Annotated in this window: 24 protein-coding genes, 1 tRNA gene and 2 pseudogenes; 11 read left to right on the top strand and 16 right to left on the bottom strand. The window is 47.3% G+C overall.

The window, feature by feature from the left end; all coding sequences use genetic code 11:
* The first annotated feature begins 15 nt into the window (after positions 1-15).
* Genes H9644_RS10930 through ptsP form a run of 5 tightly spaced genes read left to right on the top strand, consistent with a single transcriptional unit; the run spans position 16 to position 6,268 of the window.
* On the top strand, positions 16-342 hold the full coding sequence (locus tag H9644_RS10930; RefSeq protein WP_064526393.1) for a PTS fructose transporter subunit IIB: 327 nt from the start codon (positions 16-18) through the stop codon (positions 340-342).
* Positions 343-363: 21 nt separating this feature from the next.
* Positions 364-1,611, top strand: a complete 1,248-nt coding sequence (locus H9644_RS10925; RefSeq protein WP_191774551.1) for a PTS fructose transporter subunit IIC — start codon at positions 364-366, stop codon at positions 1,609-1,611.
* Between the two features lie 14 nt (positions 1,612-1,625).
* Complete coding sequence (gene ypdF / locus H9644_RS10920; RefSeq protein WP_191774547.1) at positions 1,626-2,711, top strand: aminopeptidase; 1,086 nt, start codon at positions 1,626-1,628, stop codon at positions 2,709-2,711.
* Positions 2,711-3,748, top strand: a complete 1,038-nt coding sequence (gene ypdE / locus H9644_RS10915; protein WP_191774545.1) for an aminopeptidase — start codon at positions 2,711-2,713, stop codon at positions 3,746-3,748. The genes ypdF and ypdE overlap by 1 nt, the downstream gene beginning before the upstream one ends.
* 24 nt (positions 3,749-3,772) lie before the next feature.
* Positions 3,773-6,268, top strand: coding sequence for a phosphoenolpyruvate--protein phosphotransferase (gene ptsP, locus H9644_RS10910; protein ID WP_191774543.1), 2,496 nt, complete (start codon positions 3,773-3,775; stop codon positions 6,266-6,268).
* A gap of 2 nt (positions 6,269-6,270) precedes the next feature.
* On the opposite strand, the gene H9644_RS10905 is transcribed toward ptsP, so the two are convergent.
* The 3 genes from H9644_RS10905 to ypdA are packed head-to-tail and all read right to left on the bottom strand — an operon-like array spanning position 6,271 to position 9,587.
* Positions 6,271-7,128 (bottom strand): AraC family transcriptional regulator, encoded by an 858-nt coding sequence (locus H9644_RS10905; protein WP_191774541.1) that lies wholly within the window; start codon positions 7,126-7,128, stop codon positions 6,271-6,273.
* 12 nt (positions 7,129-7,140) lie between these two features.
* The gene (ypdB, locus tag H9644_RS10900; RefSeq protein WP_064526407.1) at positions 7,141-7,875 is read right to left on the bottom strand and encodes a two-component system response regulator YpdB; all 735 of its coding nucleotides are present in this window, start codon (positions 7,873-7,875) and stop codon (positions 7,141-7,143) included.
* Between the two features lie 14 nt (positions 7,876-7,889).
* On the bottom strand, positions 7,890-9,587 hold the full coding sequence (ypdA, locus tag H9644_RS10895; protein ID WP_074399435.1) for a two-component system sensor histidine kinase YpdA: 1,698 nt from the start codon (positions 9,585-9,587) through the stop codon (positions 7,890-7,892).
* Positions 9,588-9,963: 376 nt separating this feature from the next.
* Between ypdA and alaC the strand changes: the two genes are divergently transcribed.
* Complete coding sequence (gene alaC / locus H9644_RS10890) at positions 9,964-11,202, top strand: alanine transaminase (protein ID WP_191774539.1); 1,239 nt, start codon at positions 9,964-9,966, stop codon at positions 11,200-11,202.
* A gap of 63 nt (positions 11,203-11,265) precedes the next feature.
* Here the strand turns inward: alaC and ypdK are convergent, their stop codons facing one another.
* Entirely contained in the window at positions 11,266-11,337 is a 72-nt protein-coding gene (gene ypdK, locus H9644_RS10885) for a membrane protein YpdK (RefSeq protein WP_010723117.1), read from the bottom strand.
* 322 nt (positions 11,338-11,659) lie between these two features.
* Positions 11,660-12,580, bottom strand: a complete 921-nt coding sequence (gene lpxP / locus H9644_RS10880; RefSeq protein WP_064526419.1) for a kdo(2)-lipid IV(A) palmitoleoyltransferase — start codon at positions 12,578-12,580, stop codon at positions 11,660-11,662.
* Between the two features lie 351 nt (positions 12,581-12,931).
* On the opposite strand from lpxP, the gene H9644_RS10875 reads away from it, so the two are divergent.
* Both H9644_RS10875 and H9644_RS21945 read left to right on the top strand, forming a co-directional pair.
* Positions 12,932-13,174, top strand: coding sequence for a YfdY family protein (locus H9644_RS10875; RefSeq protein WP_064526421.1), 243 nt, complete (start codon positions 12,932-12,934; stop codon positions 13,172-13,174).
* Positions 13,175-13,757: 583 nt separating this feature from the next.
* Positions 13,758-13,895: a transposase gene (locus H9644_RS21945; protein WP_123057946.1), complete on the top strand. Its 138-nt coding sequence runs from the start codon at positions 13,758-13,760 to the stop codon at positions 13,893-13,895.
* 210 nt (positions 13,896-14,105) lie between these two features.
* On the opposite strand, the gene H9644_RS10865 is transcribed toward H9644_RS21945, so the two are convergent.
* The 7 genes from H9644_RS10865 to H9644_RS10835 are packed head-to-tail and all read right to left on the bottom strand — an operon-like array spanning position 14,106 to position 20,350.
* Positions 14,106-15,422 (bottom strand): hypothetical protein, encoded by a 1,317-nt coding sequence (locus tag H9644_RS10865; protein ID WP_225221364.1) that lies wholly within the window; start codon positions 15,420-15,422, stop codon positions 14,106-14,108.
* A complete protein-coding gene (locus H9644_RS10860) occupies positions 15,419-16,243 on the bottom strand; it encodes a glycosyltransferase family 2 protein (RefSeq protein ID WP_191774536.1) in 825 nt (274 codons plus the stop codon). Before H9644_RS10860 ends, H9644_RS10865 begins: the two co-directional genes overlap by 4 nt.
* 5 nt (positions 16,244-16,248) lie before the next feature.
* The gene (locus tag H9644_RS10855) at positions 16,249-16,605 is read right to left on the bottom strand and encodes a DMT family transporter (RefSeq protein ID WP_064526430.1); all 357 of its coding nucleotides are present in this window, start codon (positions 16,603-16,605) and stop codon (positions 16,249-16,251) included.
* Positions 16,606-16,619: 14 nt separating this feature from the next.
* Positions 16,620-17,435, bottom strand: a complete 816-nt coding sequence (locus tag H9644_RS10850; RefSeq protein ID WP_064526433.1) for a sugar phosphate isomerase/epimerase family protein — start codon at positions 17,433-17,435, stop codon at positions 16,620-16,622.
* A 1-nt stretch (position 17,436) separates the two neighbouring features.
* Positions 17,437-18,204, bottom strand: coding sequence for a Rossmann-fold NAD(P)-binding domain-containing protein (locus tag H9644_RS10845; protein ID WP_064526436.1), 768 nt, complete (start codon positions 18,202-18,204; stop codon positions 17,437-17,439).
* On the bottom strand, positions 18,192-19,229 hold the full coding sequence (locus tag H9644_RS10840) for a glycosyltransferase family protein (RefSeq protein WP_191774535.1): 1,038 nt from the start codon (positions 19,227-19,229) through the stop codon (positions 18,192-18,194). Before H9644_RS10840 ends, H9644_RS10845 begins: the two co-directional genes overlap by 13 nt.
* 5 nt (positions 19,230-19,234) lie before the next feature.
* The gene (locus H9644_RS10835; protein ID WP_064526441.1) at positions 19,235-20,350 is read right to left on the bottom strand and encodes an FAD-dependent oxidoreductase; all 1,116 of its coding nucleotides are present in this window, start codon (positions 20,348-20,350) and stop codon (positions 19,235-19,237) included.
* Between the two features lie 223 nt (positions 20,351-20,573).
* Between H9644_RS10835 and H9644_RS10830 the strand changes: the two are divergent.
* A pseudogene (locus H9644_RS10830) lies at positions 20,574-21,263 on the top strand (transposase); the annotation flags it as partial.
* Here H9644_RS10830 and intS read toward each other — a convergent pair.
* The 3 genes and pseudogenes from intS to H9644_RS10815 form a co-directional block, all read right to left on the bottom strand.
* Positions 21,257-21,733 (bottom strand): annotated as a pseudogene (gene intS / locus H9644_RS10825) (prophage integrase IntS); the annotation flags it as partial. The pseudogenes H9644_RS10830 and intS sit on opposite strands and share 7 nt — an antisense overlap.
* 150 nt (positions 21,734-21,883) lie before the next feature.
* Positions 21,884-21,958: transfer RNA gene (locus H9644_RS10820), tRNA-Arg, on the bottom strand.
* Between the two features lie 75 nt (positions 21,959-22,033).
* Positions 22,034-22,966, bottom strand: a complete 933-nt coding sequence (locus H9644_RS10815; protein ID WP_191774534.1) for a formate/nitrite transporter family protein — start codon at positions 22,964-22,966, stop codon at positions 22,034-22,036.
* Positions 22,967-23,258: 292 nt separating this feature from the next.
* Between H9644_RS10815 and mlaA the strand changes: the two genes are divergently transcribed.
* Entirely contained in the window at positions 23,259-24,014 is a 756-nt protein-coding gene (gene mlaA, locus H9644_RS10810) for a phospholipid-binding lipoprotein MlaA (RefSeq protein WP_191774533.1), read from the top strand.
* A 60-nt stretch (positions 24,015-24,074) separates the two neighbouring features.
* Here mlaA and fadL read toward each other — a convergent pair whose 3' ends face one another.
* On the bottom strand, positions 24,075-25,415 hold the full coding sequence (gene fadL, locus H9644_RS10805; protein WP_191774532.1) for a long-chain fatty acid transporter FadL: 1,341 nt from the start codon (positions 25,413-25,415) through the stop codon (positions 24,075-24,077).
* A gap of 371 nt (positions 25,416-25,786) precedes the next feature.
* On the opposite strand from fadL, the gene H9644_RS10800 reads away from it, so the two are divergent.
* Complete coding sequence (locus H9644_RS10800; RefSeq protein WP_001296261.1) at positions 25,787-26,071, top strand: YfcZ/YiiS family protein; 285 nt, start codon at positions 25,787-25,789, stop codon at positions 26,069-26,071.
* The last annotated feature ends 18 nt before the right edge of the window (positions 26,072-26,089 follow it).

Genomic DNA, 26,089 nt, shown 5'->3' with positions numbered 1-26,089 from the left:
AACGAGGAAATAACGATGAGTAAGAAACTGATTGCCTTATGTGCCTGCCCGATGGGCCTGGCTCACACTTTTATGGCTGCCCAGGCGCTGGAAGAAGCGGCGGTGGAAGCCGGTTATGAAGTGAAAATTGAAACTCAGGGCGCGGATGGCATCCAGAACCGCCTGACGGCGGAGGATATCGCCGAAGCGACCATCATCATTCATTCCGTGGCAGTTACACCAGAAGATAACGAACGTTTCGAATCACGCGACGTTTATGAAATCACTTTGCAGGACGCAATTAAAAACGCTGCGGGCATCATCAAAGAAATCGAAGAGATGATTGCCGCTGAACAACAGTAATATTCGACAGGGATAATTGTTATGGCCATTAAAAAACGCAGTGCAACCGTTGTGCCTGGCGCATCCGGTGCGGCAGCGGCAATTAAGAATCCGCAGGCCTCTAAAACCAGCTTCTGGGGTGAACTCCCGCAGCATGTGATGTCAGGGATTTCACGCATGGTGCCGACCTTAATTATGGGCGGTGTGATCCTCGCTTTCAGCCAGTTGATTGCTTATAGCTGGCTAAAAATTCCCGCTGACATCGGCATCATGGATGCACTCAATAGCGGGAAATTTACTGGTTTCGACCTCTCCTTACTGAAATTTGCCTGGCTGTCGCAATCCTTCGGCGGCGTGTTGTTCGGTTTTGCTATTCCGATGTTTGCCGCTTTTGTGGCGAACTCCATTGGCGGCAAACTGGCGTTCCCGGCTGGGTTTATCGGCGGGTTGATGTCTACCCAGCCCACGCAACTGCTGAACTTCGATCCCAGCACTATGCAATGGGCGACCTCTTCACCAGTTCCGTCTACCTTCATTGGTGCGCTGATTATTTCCATCGTCGCGGGTTACCTCGTGAAATGGATGAACCAGAAAATCCAGTTGCCGGATTTCCTGTTAGCGTTCAAAACCACATTTTTGCTACCGATTCTTTCCGCCATTTTTGTCATGCTGGCGATGTATTACGTGATCACGCCGTTTGGTGGCTGGATCAACGGCGGGATCCGTACTGTGCTGACCGCAGCAGGTGAGAAGGGCGCGCTGATGTACGCAATGGGTATTGCGGCGGCGACCGCAATAGACCTCGGTGGTCCAATCAACAAAGCGGCAGGTTTCGTTGCTTTCAGCTTTACCACTGACCACGTATTACCAGTTACCGCGCGTTCTATCGCTATTGTTATTCCGCCGATTGGTCTGGGTCTGGCGACCATTATCGACCGCCGTTTAACCGGAAAACGTCTGTTCAGTGCCCAGCTTTATCCGCAGGGTAAAACCGCGATGTTCCTGGCGTTTATGGGGATCAGTGAAGGTGCCATTCCGTTTGCGCTGGAAAGTCCCATCACCGCCATTCCGTCCTATATGGTTGGCGCGATTGTCGGCTCTACCGCCGCTGTCTGGCTGGGCGCAGTGCAATGGTTCCCGGAATCCGCTATCTGGGCATGGCCGCTGGTTACTAACCTGGGCGTCTACATGGCGGGGATCGCGTTGGGGGCAATCATTACTGCGCTGATGGTGGTGTTCCTGCGTCTGATGATGTACCGCAAAGGCAAACTGTTGATCGATAGCCTGTAAGAAGGAAAATCCTGATGACATTACTCGCTTCGCTGCGTGACTGGCTTAAGGTGCAACAACTGGATGCGGTGCTTCTCTCCTCACGGCAGAACAAACAGCCGCATCTGGGGATCTCCACCGGATCAGGTTATGTGGTGATTAGCCGTGAACGTGCGCACATTCTGGTGGATTCGCGCTATTACGTGGAGGTGGAAGCCCGTGCGCAAGGCTACCAGCTGCATTTACTTGACGCGACGAACACGCTTACCACCATCGTCAGGCAAATCATTGCCGATGAGCAGTTGCAAACGCTCGGTTTTGAAGGCCAGCAGGTGAGTTGGGAAACCGCGCACCGCTGGCAGTCTGAATTCAATGCGAAACTGGTTAGCGCCACGCCGGATGTGCTGCGGCAAATCAAAACGCCAGAGGAGGTGGAGAAAATCCGCCTTGCCTGTGGGATTGCCGATCGCAGTGCAGAGCATATTCGCCGCTTTATTCAGGCGGGTATGAGTGAGTGCGAGATAGCCGCTGAACTGGAGTGGTTTATGCGCCAGCAGGGCGCAGAAAAAGCCTCTTTTGACACCATTGTCGCCAGCGGCTGGCGTGGGGCGCTACCGCACGGGAAAGCCAGCGACAAGATTGTTGCAGCAGGCGAGTTTGTCACTCTCGATTTCGGTGCGCTGTATCAGGGCTACTGCTCTGATATGACGCGCACCTTCCTGGTTAATGGCAAAGGGGTGAGCGCCGAATCTCACCCGCTATTTAAGGTGTACCAGATTGTCCAGCAGGCACAGCTGGCGGCAATCTCCGCGATTCGCCCCGGCGTGCGCTGCCAACAGGTTGACGACGCCGCGCGTCGGGTGATTACCGAGGCCGGTTATGGCGAGTTTTTCGGCCATAACACCGGTCATGCTATCGGCATTGAAGTCCATGAAGAGCCGCGTTTTTCACCGCGGGACACCACGACGCTACGGCCAGGCATGTTATTGACCGTGGAGCCGGGGATTTATTTGCCAGGGCAAGGGGGCGTGCGCATCGAAGATGTCGTGCTGGTCACCCCGCAAGGCGCAGAAGTGCTCTACGCCATGCCGAAAACAGTGTTGCTCACGGGAGAGGCATAATGGATTTATCGCTATTAAAAGCGTTGAGCGAGGCCGATGCGATCGCCTCCTCTGAACAGGAAGTACGGCAGATCCTGCTGGAGGAAGCGGATCGCCTGCAAAAAGAGGTCCGTTTTGACGGTCTGGGATCGGTGCTGATCCGCCTCAATGAATCGACAGGTCCGAAGGTGATGATCTGCGCGCATATGGACGAAGTGGGGTTCATGGTGCGCAGCATCTCCCGCGAAGGGGCGATCGATGTCCTGCCCGTTGGCAACGTGCGCATGGCTGCCCGCCAACTGCAGCCGGTGCGGATCACTACCCGTGAAGAGTGCAAAATACCTGGCCTGCTTGACGGCGACAGGCAGGGGTATGACGTCAGCGCCATGCGCGTGGACATTGGCGCGCGCTCGTATGACGAAGTGATGCAGGCGGGAATTCGTCCAGGCGATCGCGTCACGTTTGATACGACGTTTCAGGTTCTCCCTCACCAGCGGGTGATGGGGAAAGCCTTTGATGACCGCCTCGGTTGTTACCTGCTGGTGACTTTACTGCGCGAATTGCACGACGCCGAACTGCCTGCGGAAGTATGGCTGGTGGCCAGCTCCAGCGAAGAGGTCGGCTTACGCGGTGGGCAAACGGCCACCCGTGCGGTGTCCCCGGACGTCGCCATTGTGCTCGATACCGCCTGCTGGGCGAAAAACTTTGATTTTGGCGCGGCTAACCATCGACAGATTGGTAACGGCCCGATGCTGGTGTTAAGCGATAAATCGCTGATTGCGCCGCCAAAACTTACCGCGTGGATCGAAACCATCGCGGCAGAAATTGGCGTACCGTTGCAGGCAGATATGTTTAGCAACGGCGGCACGGACGGTGGAGTGGTGCACTTAACCGGTACTGGCGTACCAACGGTGGTGATGGGGCCAGCAACTCGCCACGGACATTGCGCCGCATCGATTGCCGATTGCCGTGACATTTTGCAGATGCAGCAACTTTTATCTGCCCTTATTCAACGTCTTACCCGTGAGACGGTTGTTCAACTGACGGATTTCAGATGATCTCCCGATTAACCCGGAGCGGTTATGTTAACGATTCAATTTCTCTGTCCTTTGCCTAACGGTCTGCATGCCCGTCCGGCGTGGGAACTCAAAGAACAGTGCAGCCAGTGGCAAAGTGAAGTGACTTTCATTAACCATCGTCAAAATGCAAAGGCCGATGCGAAAAGCTCGCTGGCGCTGATTGGCACCGGCACCTTATTTAATGACAGTTGCAGCCTGAACATTAGCGGCAGCGATGAAGAGCAGGCGCGGCGCGTGCTGGAAGAGTATATTCAGGGGCGCTTTATTGACAGCGACAGCGTCCAGCCGACGCAGGCAGAACTGACGGCGCATCCATTGCCGCGTTCATTAAGCCGCCTGAACCCTGATTTACTGTACGGCAATGTGCTGGCAAGCGGCGTCGGCGTAGGTACGCTGACCTTGTTACAGAGCGACAGCCTCGACAGTTATCGGGAGATCCCGGCCAGTGCGCAAGACTCCACCCGGCTGGAGCACAGCCTGGCAACGCTTGCCGAGCAACTGAACCAGCAACTGCGCGAGCGTGACGGCGAAAGCAAAACCATTCTCAGCGCCCATTTGTCGCTTATTCAGGATGATGAGTTCGCAGGTAATATCCGTCGCCTGATGACAGAACAGCATCAGGGGCTGGGGGCGGCGATCATCAGCAATATGGAGCAGGTTTGCGACAAGCTTTCTGCTTCTGCCAGCGATTATCTGCGCGAACGTGTTAGCGACATTCGCGATATCAGCGAACAGTTGCTGCATATCACCTGGCCGGAACTGAAGCCGCGCAATAATCTGATGCTTGAAAAACCGACCATTCTGGTGGCTGAAGATTTAACTCCAAGCCAGTTTTTGAGTCTCGATTTAAAAAATCTTGCAGGCATGATTCTGGAGAAAACCGGGCGCACCTCGCATACTCTGATTCTGGCCCGCGCCTCGGCGATCCCCGTTCTTAGCGGTCTACCACTGGATGCGATTGCGCGTTATGCCGGACAATTGGCGGTACTTGACGCCCAGTGCGGCGTGCTGGCTATTAACCCCAATGAAGCAGTGAGCGGTTATTACCAGGTTGCGCAGAAGCTGGCGGATAAACGCCAAAAACAACAGGCGCAGGCCGCCGCGCAACTGGCCTATTCTCGTGATAACAAACGGATTGATATTGCGGCGAACATTGGCACCGCTCTGGAAGCACCAGGCGCGTTTGCCAACGGCGCGGAAGGCGTCGGGCTGTTTCGTACCGAAATGCTCTATATGGATCGCGACAGCGCGCCGGATGAACAGGAGCAATTTGAAGCCTACCAGCAGGTGTTACTGGCGGCGGGCGACAAGCCGATTATCTTCCGCACGATGGACATCGGCGGCGATAAAAGCATTCCTTACCTCAACATTCCCCAGGAAGAGAACCCGTTCCTCGGCTATCGCGCGGTACGTATTTACCCGGAATTTGCTGGTCTGTTCCGCACTCAACTGCGGGCTATTTTGCGCGCCGCCAGTTTTGGCAACGCCCAGTTGATGATCCCGATGGTTCACAGCCTCGATCAGATCTTATGGGTGAAGGGCGAGATCCAAAAAGCGATCGTTGAGCTTAAGTGTGATGGCCTGCGCCATGCAGAGACGATTACGCTTGGGATCATGGTGGAAGTGCCGTCGGTGTGCTACATCATTGACCACTTCTGCGATGAGGTCGATTTCTTTAGTATTGGTTCCAACGATATGACCCAGTATCTGTATGCGGTCGATCGTAATAACCCGCGCGTTTCGCCGCTGTATAACCCGATTACGCCATCGTTCCTGCGCATGTTGCAGCAGATAGTTACCACTGCGCATCAGCGGGGCAAATGGGTCGGCATTTGCGGTGAACTGGGTGGCGAAAGTCGTTATCTGCCGCTACTGCTTGGGCTGGGCCTGGATGAATTAAGTATGAGTAGCCCGCGCATTCCGGCGGTGAAAAGCCAGCTGCGTCAGCTCGATAGCGAGGCGTGTCGGGAACTGGCGCGTCAGGCATGCGAGTGCCGTAGCGCGCAGGAAATCGAAGCGTTACTCACCGCCTTTACGCCGGAAGAAGACGTTCGCCCACTGCTGGCGCTGGAGAATATCTTCGTTGACCAGGCTTTTAGCAATAAAGAACAGGCGATTCAGTTCCTGTGCGGTAACCTCGGCGTTAACGGGCGCACTGAACATCCGTTCGAGCTGGAAGAAGATGTCTGGCAGCGGGAAGAGATTGTCACCACCGGCGTTGGTTTTGGCGTGGCGATCCCGCACACCAAATCGCAGTGGATCCGCCATTCCAGTATTAGCATTGCCCGACTGGTGAAACCGGTTGACTGGCAGTCAGAGATGGGCGACGTCGAACTGGTGATCATGCTGACGCTGGGCGCCAACGAAGGGATGAACCATGTGAAAGTCTTTTCGCAACTGGCGCGTAAGCTGGTGAATAAAAACTTCCGCCAGTCGCTTTTCGCCGCAAGTGATGCGCAAAGCATCCTGACGCTGCTGGAAACGGAAATAACCTTCTAAACTTAGCCCTGAAAACGGGCGCTGTACTCTCCCGGCGTCAGGCCAAACTGACGCCGGAAGACGCGACAAAAATAGTCGCTATCCGGAAAGCCGCAACGCTGCGCCACTTCATGAATCGACAGATGATATTTCTGCAATATCATCCTCGCCTTCGCCATTCGTACCCAGCGAACATACTCGATAAAACGCATCGTCCCATGCTGCGCAAACAGTTTCGACAGATGATTGGGCGTGATATTAAAAAACTGCGCCACACTCTCACGGGTGAGCGGCTGGGCGTAGTTATCCTGAACCCAGTTACAAATGCTGTGATAGAGAAAATCGCCGCGCGACTGTGAATGACCTGGAGGCATATTCACCACGTTGCGGCAAAGATGCAGCAAACTTAACACCAGTGGCTGAATGATATTCTGCTCCAGCGGCGAACTGCTGAGATGGGTGAGGGCGGTAAGCATTGCTTCACCTTCGCCGCGTTGCAGGCTGGGAAGCTGGAGCTGGCGAACCGGATGTAACAACGACGTTGTGCGGCTATCGTAAAACGATAACCCCAGCCAGGTCGGCGCGAACACCAGGCTTAACAGCATCACCGGTTTTTTGTTCACTGGTAAATTAGCCGCGCGCGCCGGAATAAACAGCATTTCTCCTTCCACCATGTGCTGCTGCTTTGCTTCCAGCAGGTTGCCGTATTCGCCGCGCAGCACAATATCCAGACGGGGAAAATCAATACACAAACTGCCTACCGGCAGCGAGGCAGGCTGGCTGGCAAACCAGACGCGCCCAAGCAGTTGCGGGTTAAGCACCAGGCCGCTGAACAGATCGGCGAAAAATTGTTGATCGGCGGGCAAGCCTGTTGCTTTCATGGATCTTCCTGATTACAGATGCATTAACTGGCGGAATTCTTTAACTTTACTGCGGCTGACCGGCACTTCAAAATCCAGATCTTTCAGCCGCAGAATATAGGTATTGTTAAACCACGGTTCGATCTCGCGGATTTTGTTCAGGTTGACGCAAAATGAGCGATGGCAGCGGAAAAAATGCGACGACGGCAGTTTGCTGCAAAACTCGGTGATGTTCATCGGCATCACATAAGATTCACGCCGCGTATAGACAAAGGTCATTTTCTCGTGCGCTTCGGCGTAGTAGATATCATTAACCGGCGTCACGATGAGGCGTTCATCTTTCACCAGATTAATGGTGTCATTCTCACGCGTTAACGGCACGGCGGGCGTGCTGCTGGTTTGCTGTTGCTGCCAGGCGGTTTCCAGCTTTTGCAGCATCCCGGTAATCCGTGACTCCTGATACGGTTTGAGAATGTAGTCAAATGCCTCCAGTTCAAACGCTTCCACCGCATGCTCTTTCCACGCGGTGATAAACACAATAAACGGTTTATGAGCGAACTGGCTGATGTTTTGCGCCAGCAGCACGCCATCCAGCGACGGAATATTGATATCCAGAAAAATGGCGTCGACGCGGTTATGCTGCAAAAACTTCAACACGTCCAGACCGTCGTCAAAGGTGCCGACAATCTCCATCTGGCTGTGCTCTTTAATAAGCCAGCTAAGTTCCTGTTGTGCCAGGAATTCGTCTTCAACAATGATGACTTTCACAATATCACTCCGGCTCAAAGCAATAACGTAGCTTGTGAGGCGACAGGGGTGCGTTGGTTAGGAATGTAAAACGCAATTTCCGTTCCTGGTTCCAGGCGGCGGATATGCAGCCCCTCGCCATATAACAACTTCACGCGATGATGCACATTCAGCAGGCCGATTTTATTGCCTGGCATTTCGTTCGCTTCGACCCGCTCAATCACCTTTGGATCGATGCCATGCCCGGTATCTCTTACCGCAATGCGTACTCGGTTACCGCACTCCGCAACGCTGATGGTGACAACGCCTTTTCCCTTGCAAGGCTGAATACCGTGGACGATGGCGTTCTCCACCAACGGCTGGATCAGCAAGCTGGGTATACAGCAATTCACCTCTTCATCAATATCGTAGATAACTGCCAGCTTGTCGCCAAAGCGGGCCTGCTCAATGGCGATATAGTCTTTGATTTGGTACAGCTCTTTTTTGATATCAATTTGCTCATCGTCTTTTAATTCAATGTTATAGCGCAGATAGCGCGACAAATTAAAGATCAGCTGGCGAGCAGTGTCTGGATTCAGACGGATCGACGATGAAATAGCGTTCAGAGCGTTAAACAGAAAATGGGGATTAATTTTACTTTGCAGGGCGCGAAGCTCTGCCTTATTTGCCATTTCCCGCAGCTGCTCGGCACGGGAAACCTCCAGTTGGGTAGAGATGATTTGCGACAGACCGACCGCCATCTCCTGTAATGACGAAGTTATCTGATGCGCATGGCAGTAGTAAATTTTCAGCGTCCCGGTCACAACGCCTTTCTCCCACAATGGGATCACCAGCATGGAATGAATCTCTGGTGTGCGGTGGGCTTCATCATTGTTTTTAATGATGATTTTGCCGTAATTCATTGCCTGACGCGTCGTTGGGCTAATGAAGTCATCGCCATTCTGATAGTTATGCTCACCGACGCCAACATAGGCCAGTACATGTTCGGTATTGGTTATTGCCACCGCATCGGCGTGAATGTCATCGCGGATAATTTCGCAAACTTTACGTAATGATTCGCTATTCACATGACGAAACAGCGGCAGCGTTTTATTGGCGATATCCAGCGCCAGCTTGGCCTGGCGCGCGGCGCTGGCCTCTTTTTCGCCCTCAACGCTTTGCACCAGCAGCACAATAAAGCCAATACAAACGCTGCCGAGGATCATCGGGATACCGATTTTGGAGACGATATCCAGCCCCAGCTCAGTGGTTGGCGCCCAGACAATCACCAGAATCATGGTCAACGTTTCACAGAGCATGCCGCCGAGAATACCGACACGCCAACGTTGCGCTTTAGGGATTTTCAGATTGATCCAACCAGAGATGCATCCCGCCAGAATACTGGTGATGAAGCAGGGGATAGCCGTCACGCCGCCAATATCAATTAAATAACGATGAATACCCGCGATCACGCCGGTAATGATGCCCACCCACGGGCCAAACAGAATCCCGCCTGACATTACCGCGATAATACGCACGTTAACCAGCGAACCTTCCACTGGTACGCCGGACCAGGTGCTGAACAAGGCGAACATCGAGAAAATGGCGGTAACAGCGAGCAGCTCTTTCGCTGAGTGCGCCGACTTGTGCAACAGCTCGCGAAACAGGCGGATACGAATAAGGAAGAACAGGCAGATAAGCATTAGCGCTGCCCGATCGAAGACCGCCAGCAGCATGTTGAATATTTCGTGCACGGGTGACTCTGAATAAGGTTTAAACCTCTATGATAGGTAACCTGAGGGCTGATGACCAGTGCGCTACTTTTGAGGAAAAACCACAAATTTAAAAGGGGATTGAAAGCTAAATGGTGTACTGGCAATGCATCTCTTGTCAGCATCAAACTAATTGGTAAATTTTTTGAAATTATATTGTTAATGCAATTGATGATAATTTTCTTGTTGGCGAATCTAAATTTCCTGTTTTTAATGTTTCGATCCTCTTTTTTTCGCATTGATAATAATTTTCTAAAACGCTGGACAGACAGAAATTAATCAGGCTATTTTCAAATCAGCCACCATCGTGGCTGCGTCGCTCGGACGGTCCGGGCGCTAACGTTAATCTGAGGGAATTATGGCTGACACTCGCCCTGAACGTCGCTTTACGCGCATTGATCGTCTCCCGCCTTACGTTTTTAACATTACCGCTGAACTGAAAATGGCTGCGCGTCGGCGCGGCGAAGATATTATTGATTTCAGTATGGGTAACCCGGACGGCGCGACCCCGCCGCATATTGTCGAAAAATTATGTACTGTGGCGCAGCGACCGGACACACACGGTTACTCTACCTCACGCGGTATTCCTCGGTTACGTCGCGCGATTTCTCGCTGGTATCGGGAACGCTACGATGTTGAGATCGACCCGGAATCAGAAGCCATCGTCACCATTGGCTCGAAAGAGGGGCTGGCGCACCTGATGCTGGCGACGTTGGATCACGGCGATACCGTGCTGGTGCCGAATCCAAGCTATCCCATTCATATTTACGGCGCGGTGATTGCTGGTGCGCAGGTACGTTCAGTGCCGCTGGTGGAAGGTGTCGATTTCTTCAACGAACTGGAACGCGCTATTCGTGAAAGTTATCCGAAACCGAAGATGATGATCCTCGGCTTCCCGTCAAACCCTACTGCGCAATGCGTAGAACTGGAGTTCTTCGAAAAAGTAGTGGCGCTGGCGAAACGCTACGATGTGCTGGTGGTCCACGACCTGGCCTATGCTGATATCGTTTACGATGGCTGGAAAGCGCCGTCAATCATGCAGGTGCCAGGCGCACGTGACGTAGCGGTCGAGTTCTTTACCCTGTCGAAAAGTTACAATATGGCGGGCTGGCGTATCGGCTTTATGGTCGGCAATAAAACGCTGGTTAGCGCGCTGGCACGCATCAAAAGTTATCACGATTACGGTACCTTTACGCCATTACAGGTTGCCGCCATCGCGGCGCTGGAAGGCGATCAGCAGTGCGTGCGTGACATTGCCGAACAGTATAAGCGTCGGCGCGATGTGCTGGTAAAAGGGCTGCATGAAGCGGGCTGGATGGTCGAAATGCCGAAGGCTTCGATGTATGTCTGGGCAAAAATTCCGGAACCGTATGCGGCAATGGGCTCGCTTGAATTTGCTAAGAAGCTGCTGAACGAAGCGAAAGTGTGTGTCTCGCCAGGAATCGGCTTTGGCGACTACGGCGACACGCATGTCCGCTTTGCGCTGATTGAAAACCGCGACCGTATTCGTCAGGCAATCAGAGGGATTAAAGCGATGTTCCGCGCTGACGGCTTACTGCCCGCCAGCAGCAAACATATTCACGAAAACGCTGAATAACGCCTTCGCCAGAAATGCAAACAGGAGCCAGATGGCTCCTGTTTTTCGTTTCGCAGTTTACTTTTAGATCATCAGGGCAAAAGTACCGGCCCAAACGATGACCATAAAAGAAATGCCCATAAAGAAATATTTCACTTTACATCTCTCCGCGTAATTACTGCTACGCCTGAATGACTTCATTACACCTGATACAGTGAGCTGACACCCGCGGGCATCACCTCAGAATTCTGAGCATATTGGCTCGAGACGGCGCTAATGTACGCCTAAAACTAAATCGAAACAAGTGGCATTTTCTTATTTACTTTTAGTAACTTACGAGTGTCGCATATCGGCGACAGATTGATTTCCGGCAGTAATAATTCACGATTCAGCGAAGGGAAAAATCTTAAGAAAAAAGCCATAAAAACCATGATGTTATTATGGCTTATCCGAGGAGGGAAAAAGTCTGGGTTATTTGCTAAACGTATAACGAGGCTTCACCCACCGGACGCGTTTTGAAGCGGCGATGGATCCAGAGATACTGCTCTGGTGCGCGCATAATCTCTTTCTCAATAATTTTGTTCATATAGGCGGCGGCCTGAATTTCATCAGCCGGATAGCCTTCCATCTCTGGCGTAATAAACAGACGGTAACCGCTATAATCGGTTTTTCGTACCATCGTCACAGTTAGCATAGCCGCGCCAGAGAGGCGAGAGAGGACGTAGGTACCATTGGTCGTGGCAACATTTTCTACCGCAAAGAACGGTGCGAAGGAGCTACCCTTACGACCATAATCCTGGTCAGGTGCAAACCATACGGCTTCACCTTTTTTCAGTGCACTGACAATGCCGCGCAGATTATTTCTACCGATCATCGCTTTATTGGAACGCATGCGACCACGGGTCTGCACCCATTCCATCAGTTGATTATTATGCGGACGGTAAGTTGCCATCATCGGTTGGCAAAGCCCCATTACGCGGCCACCCAACTCCAGCGACATAAAGTGCACACCGACAACCATCACGCCGCGATTTTGCATTTGTGCGCGTTGCAAGTTATCCAGCCCTTCGACATCAAACCACTTACGCACGCGACGATCTGGCCAGAACCACGCCATTCCGGTTTCTACCAACGCCATTCCGAGCGAGCGAAAGTTGTCGGTAATCATCTTCTCGCGCTCTTCAGAGGAAAGCTGCGGGAAGCAAAGCTCAAGGTTTTTGCGGGCGATGGATTCGCGACGTTTCAAGAAGGGCCTGGCCATTGTGCCGATACGCGTGCCAAGAAAGCACAGAACAGGGTAAGGAAGTTGTACCCAAAGCCAGAGTACGCCAAGACCAAACCACGTCAGCCAGTAGCGAGGATGCAGGAACTCGCGGGAAAATTTGCATTGTGGAAACATAGTTACCTTCAGTAGATACGAATTGTTGTATCGCAGAAGATTCCATGTCTACAGCGGTACACTCAATTGATTGGGCCATCATGTACGACAATGGTTCCTGTAAAGAGTGTAAAGACTAGTCAGGACATAACCACGAGGAGCATGAATACGGTTTTTCTATTTTATCACCAGCTGATTATTTTCAGCTACTGATTATTTATTGCTCAAGTAAATATTTTTCAGGGATGTACAGTCATGTCTATAATATATTGTTTTTATTGATGTTTTGTTAATATTGCCAGTGATTAAGAATTGTCTTACTATTGAAGTAAATAAAGTAACACGTTTTTTAGCACGGCAGGAGGTTGAGCTATGATTTATTTATGGATGTTTCTCGCCTTGTGTATCGTCTGCGTTAGCGGATATATCGGTCAGGTATTAAATGTAGTTTCTGCTGTCTCTTCTTTCTTCGGCATGGTCATCCTTGCCGCACTCATTTATTACACCACGATGTGGCTAACCAGTGGCAATGAGTTGGTCACGGGAATATTTATGTTTCTTGCACCAGCCTGCGGATTGATGATTCGCTTTATGGTGGGGTACGGAAGGCGGTAGTAGGGGGACGAAAATTTTTATGGCAGGTGTTCAGAGCACCAACTGAAGAGATTGTTCACCTGTGACCATCCATTTCGTGAATATATAATGCCACTTTAGAGCAATCGGCTGGACATGACCGTTATTGTTGAGTTGATGGCCGTTTTTACGGTCATTTCCGATAAAGGGCATTTGCATAGAATTGTGTGCAAACACGAAAAAAAGAGAGTATTAGGAATTTGGGGGCATTCCAGTAATTTACAATCAGAAAGGAATGACATATGTACCGGTCTTTCGATTTTGATAAAACCCCTGAAGTACTTCAGTCCGGATCTAACGGATAAAGACGTCATTTTAACCCAGTTAATCAAATAGTTAACCTCAGCTGCATTGACTGCGGAATTTGGCTCTCGTTTGATTCAGTAGTTGGAAGCATGGCCTTAAAACGGTTCCAGTAAAAAGATCATTTAAGCTACAACGGGCAGTTTCGAACGGGCTACGTCACGCGATTCTAATCGCTCGGTTGACTCCCTGTTAGTGAAAAGAGCCAGACCGCGCTGCCCGATAAGGTTAAACGGATTATCATTCTCTTGTTGCATTTGGGATACGTTGCCAGGATATCTGCAGTGAGATTGAAGATTTATATGTTTTCAGCGTGTCCGCTACGACTATCATCATCGTGGCAAATAAAGTTATTTCTGAGTTAAACCAGTGGCAACAACGTCCACTAGAAAAGTTCTAGCGTCTGGCTGGATGCTATTCAATATAAAATACAGGAAGATGACCGTTATCAGGACAAAGCAGTTAAGACGATACAAGAGCTGAATCTGGAAAGTAAAAAGAACCTCTGAGTCTGTATCTGCTTAAAAAAGAATCGCTAATTTCTGGTCATTTGTATTAAGTGACCAGAAAAATTAAAGCCCCTGCTTCGGGGCATAAATCATGCAATACTTTAGTGGCAGTGAATTTCGCTAATTAAGTTTGTTGGAACAATCATAACCCAGTTTGCTGGTTTGATTTGTATGGCTGAATTTGCGTTATCAATTTTTTCAGCGTGACATATTGAATAATAAAAATGATCATTTAAAAAAATGTTTTTCTTTGCCATTTCACTTTCTGATATTATGTCTGCATTCACAATATAAATACACAATAACACTCCGGAAATAAAATAAGATAAATAACTGATTGGCTTTGAGAAATTACATTGGGATAAACATGCTATGAACAATAAGATAGAGAGAAAATTTGTTCCTACAAAATATCTATCGGGAAATGTAATTTGATAGTTATTCAAGAGATCGCTGAGGCCGATTCTACCGAAAACAGTCGTAATAAGACAGATAAAGAGTGCGATCGCTAAAGTAAGTAAATGTTTTTTTATTGTTGCATCTTTAGTTTTGTAAATAATCGTTGTGCAAAAGATAACATATACGAATGATAGGGCTATCGATATTGAATCATTTAATTTTTCATACCACGGAAATACAAATGGATAAAGTAGCAGTCGAGCTGTTACCATTTCAATAATATTATTAGGATTATAGCCATAGTCACCAAGTCCACCAGAGCCATTGAGTCGAGGAAGTATAAATAAAGCTAATATGACCATGGATATTGCTAAAGGTAGCATATCCTTAATTAAAGTATATTTATTTTTAACATTCAACAACTTGAAGGAATAATAAACTCCTACAATTATAAATACGACTGGGTTTGTTGCGGCAGTTAACCAGATCATCATGTCAATAATAAATTTAGCAATTTTTTTATTGACGTACTCTCTCTGTATAATAAGAGCACTCGCTATAGCTGGCATATAAAAACCAATTTGTAACAAATGACCGATATTTTCAGATTGAGAATGGCCTAAGGGCAATAAGAGAGTTATGAAATATGCTAAAATAGAAAATAATGGATTGGATATTTTAATAATTAAATGAAAAGCCATAACGGCCATTAGACTATAGAAAAAATATGATACTACAGCTATAGATTGCGGAAGAAGTAATAAGGGACTCCCGCTTATAATACTGCTGATTGATGTTGATACAAACAAAAAGAAAATATTAAAGAATACAAAATAATCTTCTCTGGCATTAATGAAGGTTTCTAGCCAACCATGATTCAATGCATTAGCAACCCAGACACCATCTTCCGCATAAAGCCAGGGATTGATGATTGGAGTCGTATAACGCATAGCCAAAACTATCATGCCAAATATTATTAAAATAATATAACTGCTGATGTTTATATTTTTCATTTTCATTTTCCTTTTCCTTTTCCTTGATTATAAAATCCAAAACACGCTTTAAATAAGACAATCAATACGGAAAAGTTTCCTTTGATTCCATTTATTTTTGTAGGTATTTCACCTTTAGGATAACGACGAATGGTCGGAATTTCTAAGCAACGATAACCAAGTTGTGGGACTCGGTATGAAAGATATGCCAGTAGTTCATAAGATGAGAAAATATCACGGAACGGTGCAACACGCTCGTCAAGCAGCATTTTACTACTATAACCCCTAAATCCTTGAGTAGTATCTGTCCATTTAAATCCTGAAAAGAAACTAAGCATAGGCGCATGGATAAAGCGTATTGCAATATCTCGGGTGAGAGGAGTATTTTCTGCTACACCACCATTAAGGAAACGAGACGCCTGAACGAAATGTACACCATTTTTTAGAGCTGTGATAAATTGTGGAATAGCCACAGGATCATCTTTGTCATTTCCATCAATAGTCACAATGCCTTCATAACCTTGCTCAAGAGCAAAAGCATAGGCACATCTTAGCTGTGCGCTTAGCTTACCTGGTGCTTTTTTCAGTATTAGACCACGAACGCCTTTTTCCTGTAGGATATTGGGATTCAGAGAACCATCGGTGCTGCCACCATCAACAATAATTATATCTGCATAAGTTGATACATTTATGGCAGCCATTCTTGCTAATAGGTTATGTATGCGAATGCCCTCGTTAATTACGGGGATAACGACACAATAATTGTGTTTTTTACCAAGCCACATTTGGTTTTCGTAGGCAGGGACTTGCCATTTGGCGCGAAGTGTTTGAGATATGAATTCAGTCATAATGTTTACTTAACTTTAAGGGTAATAAGGGCGACACCACTCATCACCAACAGAATTCCAGTAATGGTAGACCAGTAAACTGGTTCGCGGAAAATAACGACAGAGAATAATGCGACACAGGCAATTGCACCAGAGGTCAGTATTGGGTGTGCTACATTCAAAGGTAAAAATGCCAGTGTAACAGCATATAACAAAAAGGCAATTCCATATAGAAATATCCCTAACCATAATGGCCAATTTGCAAGCGCGGCAAGAGGTTCAGTCAGACTTGGAAGCCTTCTGGGAGGGGTTATTGCTAATTTTATCAGAACACTGGCCGAGGCATTAGAAAATATGCCAAGAATCAAAATGAGCCACTTCATTCTATTCCCTCTTTCTACTGACGATAATGAGAAATTGCGAAATCAAGAGCATCCTCAATAGAGGAAAGCGAATGTTTATTTTGGGGATCGAGCATTTCAATTGTTGCAATAGAGTTCGGTAATGCGTGATAGAGAGCATTAGCAATATGCGTATGGTTCGCACCGCTACAGCCTAAAGGAGCCAGATCTGGTTCACTGAGATGAATGTGACCTATGATATCAGCGTCTTGCTGAAGGATATCATTAATATTTTCTTTGTTAATTATGATGGCACCAGTATCCAGCTGCATTTTAATTGCAGGGTGATTTACTTGCCGAACAACAAAAGCAGTTTCAGCACTGTTAATCATAAAATTTGCCCCGTAACAGACTGGGTTTGGTTCAAGGCAAAAATAAACGCCTTCTTGCTGTGCAATATCACCAAGATGATTAAAGAAATTTATTGCAATTTCAAGAGTAATACTATCAGACAATCCCTTTCGGTCGCGGTTTTTAGGTGATCCAAACACTAATGCTGGAATTCCTAAACCGGCAGCAATACGACTGATAGCCTGTAAGTGAACCAACATTTTTTTTTGTACTTCGTTGGTTGAAAAAATATTTAACCCTTGAGTTCCAAATAATAGTGATTGCATACCAACTAATGAAATTCCATTATCATGCCAGTAATTGCGAACGGCAAATATTTCGCGTTCACTTGCGTCTAACGGATTGGGGAAGTATTTTCCAGGGACAATATCTATTGCATCAATCTGTCTGGAATGTAGTAAGTGACAGATGGAATTATCATTAGTTATATTCCAGGCCATACCTGAGAGTGAAAGTCTCATTTTAATTACTGCCTATTTCAGATTGTGCATAAGCGCGTATTGCCATCAATGATTCACGACGGTTATACTGATAGTCATGATCGTTAGTAAATAGGTGACTATGGCAACTTTTCATATCGTAATATCCAGGTTTATCCTGAATGTGATTGCAAAACTCGAAGCCAAAGCTATGTTGTGCTATATCAGCGACGCTTATTGGTGCCGCAGTCAAATGTATCAGTGATAATTTATGTTGTAGCGCAATATTAATGTCATACCACAAGTTGATCATCGGGTAAAATTGAAAAATACTACGACTTTCAATTTGTAAAATATTATTTTTATGCAAAAAATCATAGATAATGTTTTTTTTGAGACCTGGCCCAACGAGGCCTGGTAATCGTACAATTAGATTGTCTGGGAATTGTTTGCTAACAAATTGTTCTAAATAATATCTGTGTGCACCGTAAGCATGTAATCCTTCTGTTTCGATTGATGTGGTCTCATCAACATTAACTGGATCTTTAAAGACATCTACAGTACTAATCAAAATAAATTTTTGACAAGATATTGTTTTTAATTTTTCAATTAGGTTATTGATTTTTTTTATGTCGCCGGCAGGGTCTTTATTTGCAAGCCATTTTTGTGCAGGGGCACCGGCACAAACTACCGTGTCAAATGTTTTTCCAACAATTTCGTCGATGTTGGTTGAGCGATATAGTGCATCGAAACGACGTTGCCTTAATAAAGTTGTACCGACAAAACCGGAATATCCAATCAATGCGTCCATTCTTCCCCCATAGTCTGTGGTGTTAAACCATCACGACCAGTTTGTACATAATTAGACTCTAGTGGCAGAGAAGTGTGCATAACATTAAACCTATCGGTATTAACCATGACTTCACTTGTTCGTTCATAAACCACTGCATACTCTGCCTGTGAGTTGCTTTCATCCAACAGGCGCCCCAAATACTCGCCAAAAAAAGCCATCATGACGAACTGAATTATAAATAATGAAGTTACAACTAATATAGTCGTTGTCCAGCCTTCAACAATAAGCCCACTGAACAGATGGATCAACACGCTATAACAAGCAAATAGAAAACCCGCAAGACTTCCGCCGAAACCGAGAATAGACATCCAACGTAGCGGCTTCGTGGAGTTAAATATTACCAAGTGCATCAATCGATGCAATGATTTTACTACCCCGGCGCCCTCTGATTGTTTTAGAGGTTTGTAGATGAGGGCTTCGGCTGGATAGCCGGTTTTGTGAATACGAAGATAGAATTGGTGGTGAAATCGACCGATTCGAGTAACGGCATTTACAGCGCGACGGCTTAAACAACGTAACCCCGTTGAGTTAGAAGGAATCTCATAATCTATGGTGCGCAATGCAACATTCATGAGTCGACGAAGTATCCGATAACGTAGTGAACGAACGTTATTCGAAACACCAATTACGACATCGGCACCTTCACGACATTTGTTAACACTTTGAGGTACGACTTCTACTGGATCGGCCAGTGGATTCCATAAAACAACAAAATCACCAATAGCACTTTCTAATCCAGCCGCTAAAGCAACATCATGAAATACGGAAGTGGATAGCTGGATTATTCGTACACAAGGAATATCCTTCAACACTCGATCTTCTACCTGTGCGCTAGTACTGTCTAACCCCGGTGCTATAACGACTAATTCGTAATCACTGTATAGCGTATCCAGAAGTGAGGCAAGTTTAGATAAAGGAGCATAGATATCATTCAAGTGGTCTGGAATGACAATAACGACTGATACAAAAGATTCACTTTTCATTTTTATCAACTCAACTCGATCACGCGTTCTATTTCATGTAGAGCATCATAAATATTGTCAATTTTCCCACCCATCACGCAGTGAAGCCCCTTCAATATATAATTCGGGCGAAATAAAATTGGGCGAGAATCATCGCTATCGCTTCGTGGAAGGATTGTTTTTACTTCCCAGATTGAGCTTTGATATTGGCATTCACTCAAACAAGGGATATAACGTGTGGCATCTCTTATCATATGCCCCCAGGCCGAATGCCGTTCATTCAGTTCATACTTTCTATATGCATCCTCATAAGGTTTATTTGGTCTGTCATTCCATTGGTAATGGGGTGTGTATCGAACATGGCTGAAGGAATGTAGTTGAGCTGGTGGGAATGGCATAACAGAAAAAAATGGGCCGCACATTAGTGTTAGCCCCATTTTTTTTAGCTCATCTGGAACAGTTACAAGACACATTTCCGTCATTTCATGACGAAGGGGAATTAATGTAAGCTCAGAACCATTCAAGAGATAATTAATTCTTGAATAAGTACAATTGAAAAGATGATCAACATAACTAATATCTGGTTGTCCAGATATTGTTGTGATTACCTCTAACCCCTCACCAGATTTGCTAACTTTTTCAACAACCGCGTCCGTTACAATAGTAACTTTCGCCGCTGAAAGCCGTTGTAGCATTGTATTACGCAGCTTATGGGAATCAAATGCATACTCACGGGTAGTAAACACCGCATCAATAAGTACAGGATTAATCAAACGTTTCACTGACGGAGGAGCATCTTCACATTCAGCACCTATACGTTGACAAAATCGACTAAATTGTGCACCTGTTATTTTACTCAACGCACCTGCAACAAGGTAATATTTGGCAAAATCATCTTCAATGCAGTCGCGAAATTCTGTAACAAAACGAGGGAAAGAGATACGAGAGCGTAACGCTGTCAAGATGCTGCGTGGATAATGATAGCCATTGTGCACTCGAGCCTGATTAACATAGGATGCACGGGACATGAGTTCTTGACTTTTCTCATAAACTGTAACTTTACAACCTTTCAATGCAAGTTGTTCTGCCAGATACAAACCAAAAAAACCGCCTCCTGCGATTGCAACATTTTTACTCCCCATAATCGTAACCTCCGAAAAATACGTTAAAACTAAAAGTATTAACGTTGGTAAGTTTTGGCTTGCAAAAATTTAACCGCAGTTATATTTTTAGATTATCCTTAATATTAAGATAATACTTAATTCATGAGATGAATGAAAGTCTATTGTGAATTTTTAGTGGTTTATTGAATTTGTTCAGCTGAACAGCGGTGATATGCTCACCTTAGAACAAACAAGTATCCCAATGAAAAGAAGAAATTTCAGTGCAGATTGTAAATGCGAATCCGCTCAACGGGTTGTTGACCAGAACTACACAGTGGCAGATGCCGCCAAACTATGGATGTCGGCCTTTCCACGATGACAAGATGGGGCAAACAACTGCGCAATGAGCGTCAGGGCAAAGCACCAGAAGCCTCCCCGATAACTCCGGAACAAATCGAAATACGTGAGCTAAAGAAAAAGCTACAACGAATTGAAATGGAATACGAAATATTAAAAAAGGCTACCGCGTTTTTGATGCCGGACTCCCTGAACAGTTCTCGATAATCGGGAAACGCAGGTCGCGTTATCCTGTGGTCACTCTCTGCCATGTGTTCGGGGTTCATCGCAATAGCTACAAATACTGGATCGTTCTGGAAAACCAGACGGCAGACGGGCTGTATTACGCAGTCAGGTACTTGAGCTACATGGCATCAGCCATGGTTCGGTCGGAGTAAGAATCATCGCCACAATGGCAACCCAGAGAGGCTATCAGATGGGGTGCTGGCTTGCTGGCAGGCTTATGAAAGAGTTGGGGCTGGTCAGTTGCCAGCAGCCGACTCACCGGTACAGGCATGGCGGTCATGAACATGTTGTTATCCCTAACTATCTTGAACGGCAGTTCGCCGTGACAGAACCAAATCAAGTAGTGTGGTGTGGCGGCGTGACTTTGTTGGCTCGCTCCATTGCGCCGCGATCTTCAAATCTGCGGATTACTTCCAGCAGTTGCATCGGCTCAATATCCTGAATTTCGAGGCCGCCGATGATAGGTAAAATGTCGTCATCAAACATTTTTGCAAGTTCAGTCGCATACCCTACAGACCAGACTTGCTTCTTGTGCTCGTACCATTCCTTGTAAATGGCGCTAAAGGAATTGTTGTTTGACGAAGCCTTTTTCGCTTTTACCGGATCGATGCCAACCGAGATGTCTTGCCTCGCAGTCCATGCCTTATCCTTTGCCTCCTGCAAAGTCATAAGCGGATATTTTCCGACGGTCAGTATTTTCTCCTTACCGTCAATTTTGTAGCGAAGCTGTCATACCTTTTTACCGGACACAGGGACATAAAGGTACAGGCCATTACCATCGAGAAGGCGTAATGGTTTTTCTTTCGGCTTTGTTGCTTCAATCTGCTTAACGGTGAGCATGGGTAAAATTATTTTATCCACTTTTTACCCGTCATGGAGTGCGGCTGTTAACAATCTTACGCGAACCATGACGAACTGTGGATGCACGGGAAGTTTGATATTCAAGGGGATTTCGCGGACTGGTACAGATGATGGGAGCGAACTGATAAATGGTGTCCCCTGCAGGAATCGAACCTGCAATTAGCCCTTAGGAGGGGCTCGTTATATCCATTTAACTAAGAGGACAATGCGGCATGAGTATAACCGCTATTAAACAGCGGGGTAAGTACACTGCCGCTCGATTGCTTAAACCCTCGCCACTTATAGCGGATTTTTATCATTTTTCTTAATGGTTTCCGCACGTTCTGCTTTCTGGCGTGCCTCTTCTTTACGCTTGTTACTCATATCGTTACGGATCTGCGCATGGCTCATTAATGCGAAGATGAAGGTACCGCCGCAGATGTTCCCCGCCAGAGTAGGTAGCGCAAATGGCCAGATGAAATCACTCCAGTGCAGCGCGCCGTTAAATACCAGATAGAGGATCTCTACAGAACCGACGACGATGTGGGTTGTGTCGCCCAGTGCAATAAGCCACGTCATCAATATAATTACTACAATCTTTGCCGCTCCCGCCGCAGGGAACATCCATACCATAGTAGCTATTAGCCAGCCGGAAATGATCGCATTGGCGAACATCTCGCTGGGCGAGTTCTTCATCACATCCATGCCGATTTTGACAAACGCATCGCGGGTTTCTTCATTAAAGATTGGCATATACTCAAAAGCCCACGCCGCAATAGCTGTTCCCAGAATATTACCTAACAGAACCACCCCCCAAAGTCGCAACAATAAACCGACATTGCCCATTGTCGGCTTTTGCATTACAGGCAGTACCGCAGTAACTGTATTCTCGGTGAATAATTGTTGGCGCGCCATAATAACGATAATAAAACCAAAGGTATAACCGAGATTCTCCAGCAAAAAACTGCCCGGTACGCCTTCCAGTTCGACATGAAATATCCCTTTTGCCAGTAGCGAAGCGCCCATCGACAGACCCGCCGCAATGGCTGACCACAGTAGCGCCATCGCGTCACGTTCCAGCTCTTTTTCGCCGTCCTGACGGATATGTTCGTGGATAGCCATTGCCCGGGAAGGGAGCCGGTCTTCATCTATTTCAATTTTTTTTCCGCGCTCTTTTTCTTCGCTCTCGACTTCAATTTCGTCGCTGTGTTTATCAATTTTATCGTTATCCATGGTGAGTTCTCTTGATTAGCACGTATAGCTAAAGCGTAGCGGCTTTTTTGCTCGCAACCGGCGGGAGTTACTCTGAAAATACATAAAAGGCAACGTTTGCCTTTTTCTGTTTCTATAGAATCAAGTAGCCTACAGGGCGGTGATTACCAGGCTATGATCAAATCAGTAAAACAGGGCGTATGGACATCATTTGACGTGCTGTTACAATCGCCCACACCTAAACAGGCGGATACGGTATCGTTCCGTCATGGATGGCAAACTGCATAAGCCATAAAAAAACAGGGAGACATTTATGAAGCTTCGCCTGTCGGCGCTTGCTCTGGGAACTACGCTTCTGGTGGGGTGTGCGAGTTCCGGAACAGATCAGCAAGGGCGTTCTGACCCGTTAGAAGGGTTCAACCGCACCATGTACAATTTTAACTTCAATGTGTTAGACCCGTATGTGGTTCGACCGGTGGCTGTCGTGTGGCGTGATTATGTTCCGCAACCGGCACGTAATGGGTTAAGCAACTTTACTGGCAACCTTGAAGAACCTGCGGTGATGGTTAACTACTTCCTGCAGGGCGATCCTTATCAGGGGATGGTCCACTTTACCCGCTTTTTCTTGAACACTCTTTTGGGGATGGGCGGTTTTATTGATGTTGCTGGGATGGCGAATCCGAAACTGCAACGAACGGACCCTCACCGCTTTGGTAGCACGCTCGGCCACTATGGCGTGGGGTATGGGCCTTATGTCCAGTTACCGTTCTACGGTAGCTTTACGCTGCGTGATGACGGCGGTGATATGGCTGATGGCCTCTATCCAGTGCTTTCGTGGTTGACCTGGCCGATGTCGGTAGGTAAATGGACGCTTGAAGGTATCGAAACGCGTGCGCAACTGCTGGATTCTGATGGCCTGCTTCGTCAGTCGTCCGATCCTTACATCATGGTGCGCGAGGCGTACTTCCAGCGTCATGATTTCATCGCCAATGGCGGAGAACTCAAACCGCAGGAAAACCCGAACGCGCAAGCGATTCAGGATGATTTAAAAGATATCGATTCTGAATAAGAGCCAATAAAAAAGGTGAGTTGAAAAACTCACCTTTTTTCTTATTAAACTAACGTGTTATTAGAACGCGTAGTTAAAGTTCGTGCCGAACAGCCAGGCTTTACCTTCAGACTCGAACTGATATGGCCCTTCGTTGATCTTCACGCTTTGACCGTGCATATAAGAGACACCGACATCTACAGAAGCATCTTTATTAAATGCATAAGTAGTACCTGCACTCAGCCAGAAACGGTCCTGATCCGGAATGGAGATAGAACGGTTCTGTGCAGGAACTGGGCTGTCATCGAAGGCAATACCGGTACGGAAGGTCCAGTTATCATCGTAGTAATAAGTTGTACCTAACGCGATGCGGTAAGCATCTTTAAAGCCTTCATGCTTCTGGAACAGCGTATCACCACTGGTTGATGTTGCTTTCAGTTGTTGGAACTGACTCCAGCTAGTGTAAGCCAGGCTATAGTGAATCGCCCACTGCGGCGCTACACGGTTATAACCAGATACTTCCCACATTTCAGGCAGATTCAGCGTCAGATATCCTGACTGTGTTGCACCACCTGTGGCACCTGGCAAACCAAAGTTGTAGTTATTCAAACCAATTGGCAGATCGCTACTGTAGTTACCTTTGAAATCAATTTTTACTTCAGAACGGTAGGTCAACGCGTAGCGGTTATTTTTATCCAGTTCATACAGGATACCGGCATTCCAACCGAAGCCCCATTGGTTACCGTTCAGGTGAGCAATTTTGGTGTTGCTTTCAATACCATTAGCGGTTGCCGCCAGTGCTTGACCCTGTGGTGTCCGTCCGGCTGGAGATTGCATAATCTGACCAGCAACCAGTTGCCCCAGATCGCCCGCGAAACGTTCAATTTTCGCACGAGCATAGACGGCGTTCAGACCAAGACCGAAACTCCAGGAGTTGTTTAAGCGGTAGGCACCGCTTAAGTTCATGTTCACGGTTTCAAGGTCAGTTGTACCGCCTACAGAACCGCCTGCATAAGTGTCGTTAAATTCTGTTGCCAGACCATAGTTAGAGGTAATGGAAGCCCCCCAACCAAATTGGTCATTTATCGGCGCAACAAAATGTGCGTTCGGAACCCATGCCGTAGGTGCGATGTTATCCGCGTCGAGGCTACGACCAGACGGAGAAGTTCCGCTGATATTCACATCCGGATCAATATAAACCGCGCCCGCTGAAAAAGTTGGGCGGTCAAACATGGTAATCAACGCGGGGTTACGGCTGACGTTACCAGCATCATCGGCAATTGCGCCTTCCCCTGAATAAGCCCGGCCCAGGCCTGAGGAAGAAAATTCGTTTAACTGAAAGCCTGCCGACCAGGCCTGGGTGGAGATAAGTGCCACTGCGACTGCGATAGCAGACTTTGTAAACAGGGTTTTCTGGCTCATGACCATAACCTCAATAATTTATTTTTATACAAACTATGTTACGTGCTGTAACAGGAGCGCGAAGTGTAGGGTCTGATGTACATCTTAGAAATCAGACCAGTGGCGAGAGTATAGGTCGGACCAGATGGGATGTTGCAAGTATGTTTCTATATTTTTTCAAATATGATCTAAGAAACGCGATCCAGCTGGCAAAATTTGGAGGTGGCGCACTCATGGATTCGGGTGAATTTTGTTTTAGATCATTTTTAAGTGTGATTTCGGTCGCTTATCCGATTTTGCAGAATTAACAACTGGAGTGGCACTTTTCAGAAGCGTAAAATATCCGCAACGTTTATCTGGCACCTTGGGTGCACATACAGAGGAAATCAACGATGAGTAAATGTAGTGCTGATGAAACCCCGGTTTGCTGCTGTATGGATGTTGGCACCATTATGGACAACTCCGATTGCACCGCGTCTTACAGCCGTGTGTTTGCAAACCGCGCAGAAGCAGAACAAACGCTGGCGGCGCTGACTGAAAAAGCCCGTAGCGTGGAATCCGAACCGTGCAAAATCACCCCGACCTTCACTGAAGAGTCTGATGGTGTGCGCCTGGATATCGATTTCACTTTTGCCTGCGAAGCTGAAATGCTGATCTTCCAGCTGGGTCTGCGTTAATTCCTCTCGGGTACATAC

It is taken from the genome of Escherichia whittamii (genome assembly GCF_014836715.1).
Taxonomy (GTDB): domain Bacteria; phylum Pseudomonadota; class Gammaproteobacteria; order Enterobacterales; family Enterobacteriaceae; genus Escherichia; species Escherichia whittamii.
This window is presented reverse-complemented; position numbering and strand designations above follow the sequence as displayed.

Coding starts and splice junctions, on each gene's coding strand:
- fadL (WP_191774532.1), bottom strand. CDS start 25,415: ATGAGCCAGAAAACCCTGTTTACAAAGTCTGCTATCGCAGTCGCAGTG.
- lpxP (WP_064526419.1), bottom strand. CDS start 12,580: ATGTTTCCACAATGCAAATTTTCCCGCGAGTTCCTGCATCCTCGCTAC.
- H9644_RS10850 (WP_064526433.1), bottom strand. CDS start 17,435: ATGAGACTTTCACTCTCAGGTATGGCCTGGAATATAACTAATGATAAT.
- ypdF (WP_191774547.1), top strand. CDS start 1,626: ATGACATTACTCGCTTCGCTGCGTGACTGGCTTAAGGTGCAACAACTG.
- H9644_RS10845 (WP_064526436.1), bottom strand. CDS start 18,204: ATGGACGCATTGATTGGATATTCCGGTTTTGTCGGTACAACTTTATTA.
- H9644_RS10835 (WP_064526441.1), bottom strand. CDS start 20,350: ATGGGGAGTAAAAATGTTGCAATCGCAGGAGGCGGTTTTTTTGGTTTG.
- mlaA (WP_191774533.1), top strand. CDS start 23,259: ATGAAGCTTCGCCTGTCGGCGCTTGCTCTGGGAACTACGCTTCTGGTG.
- H9644_RS10860 (WP_191774536.1), bottom strand. CDS start 16,243: ATGACTGAATTCATATCTCAAACACTTCGCGCCAAATGGCAAGTCCCT.
- H9644_RS10815 (WP_191774534.1), bottom strand. CDS start 22,966: ATGGATAACGATAAAATTGATAAACACAGCGACGAAATTGAAGTCGAG.
- H9644_RS10800 (WP_001296261.1), top strand. CDS start 25,787: ATGAGTAAATGTAGTGCTGATGAAACCCCGGTTTGCTGCTGTATGGAT.
- H9644_RS10930 (WP_064526393.1), top strand. CDS start 16: ATGAGTAAGAAACTGATTGCCTTATGTGCCTGCCCGATGGGCCTGGCT.
- H9644_RS10875 (WP_064526421.1), top strand. CDS start 12,932: ATGATTTATTTATGGATGTTTCTCGCCTTGTGTATCGTCTGCGTTAGC.
- H9644_RS10855 (WP_064526430.1), bottom strand. CDS start 16,605: ATGAAGTGGCTCATTTTGATTCTTGGCATATTTTCTAATGCCTCGGCC.
- H9644_RS10840 (WP_191774535.1), bottom strand. CDS start 19,229: ATGAAAAGTGAATCTTTTGTATCAGTCGTTATTGTCATTCCAGACCAC.
- ptsP (WP_191774543.1), top strand. CDS start 3,773: ATGTTAACGATTCAATTTCTCTGTCCTTTGCCTAACGGTCTGCATGCC.
- ypdE (WP_191774545.1), top strand. CDS start 2,711: ATGGATTTATCGCTATTAAAAGCGTTGAGCGAGGCCGATGCGATCGCC.
- H9644_RS10925 (WP_191774551.1), top strand. CDS start 364: ATGGCCATTAAAAAACGCAGTGCAACCGTTGTGCCTGGCGCATCCGGT.
- alaC (WP_191774539.1), top strand. CDS start 9,964: ATGGCTGACACTCGCCCTGAACGTCGCTTTACGCGCATTGATCGTCTC.
- H9644_RS10865 (WP_225221364.1), bottom strand. CDS start 15,422: ATGAAAATGAAAAATATAAACATCAGCAGTTATATTATTTTAATAATA.
- H9644_RS10905 (WP_191774541.1), bottom strand. CDS start 7,128: ATGAAAGCAACAGGCTTGCCCGCCGATCAACAATTTTTCGCCGATCTG.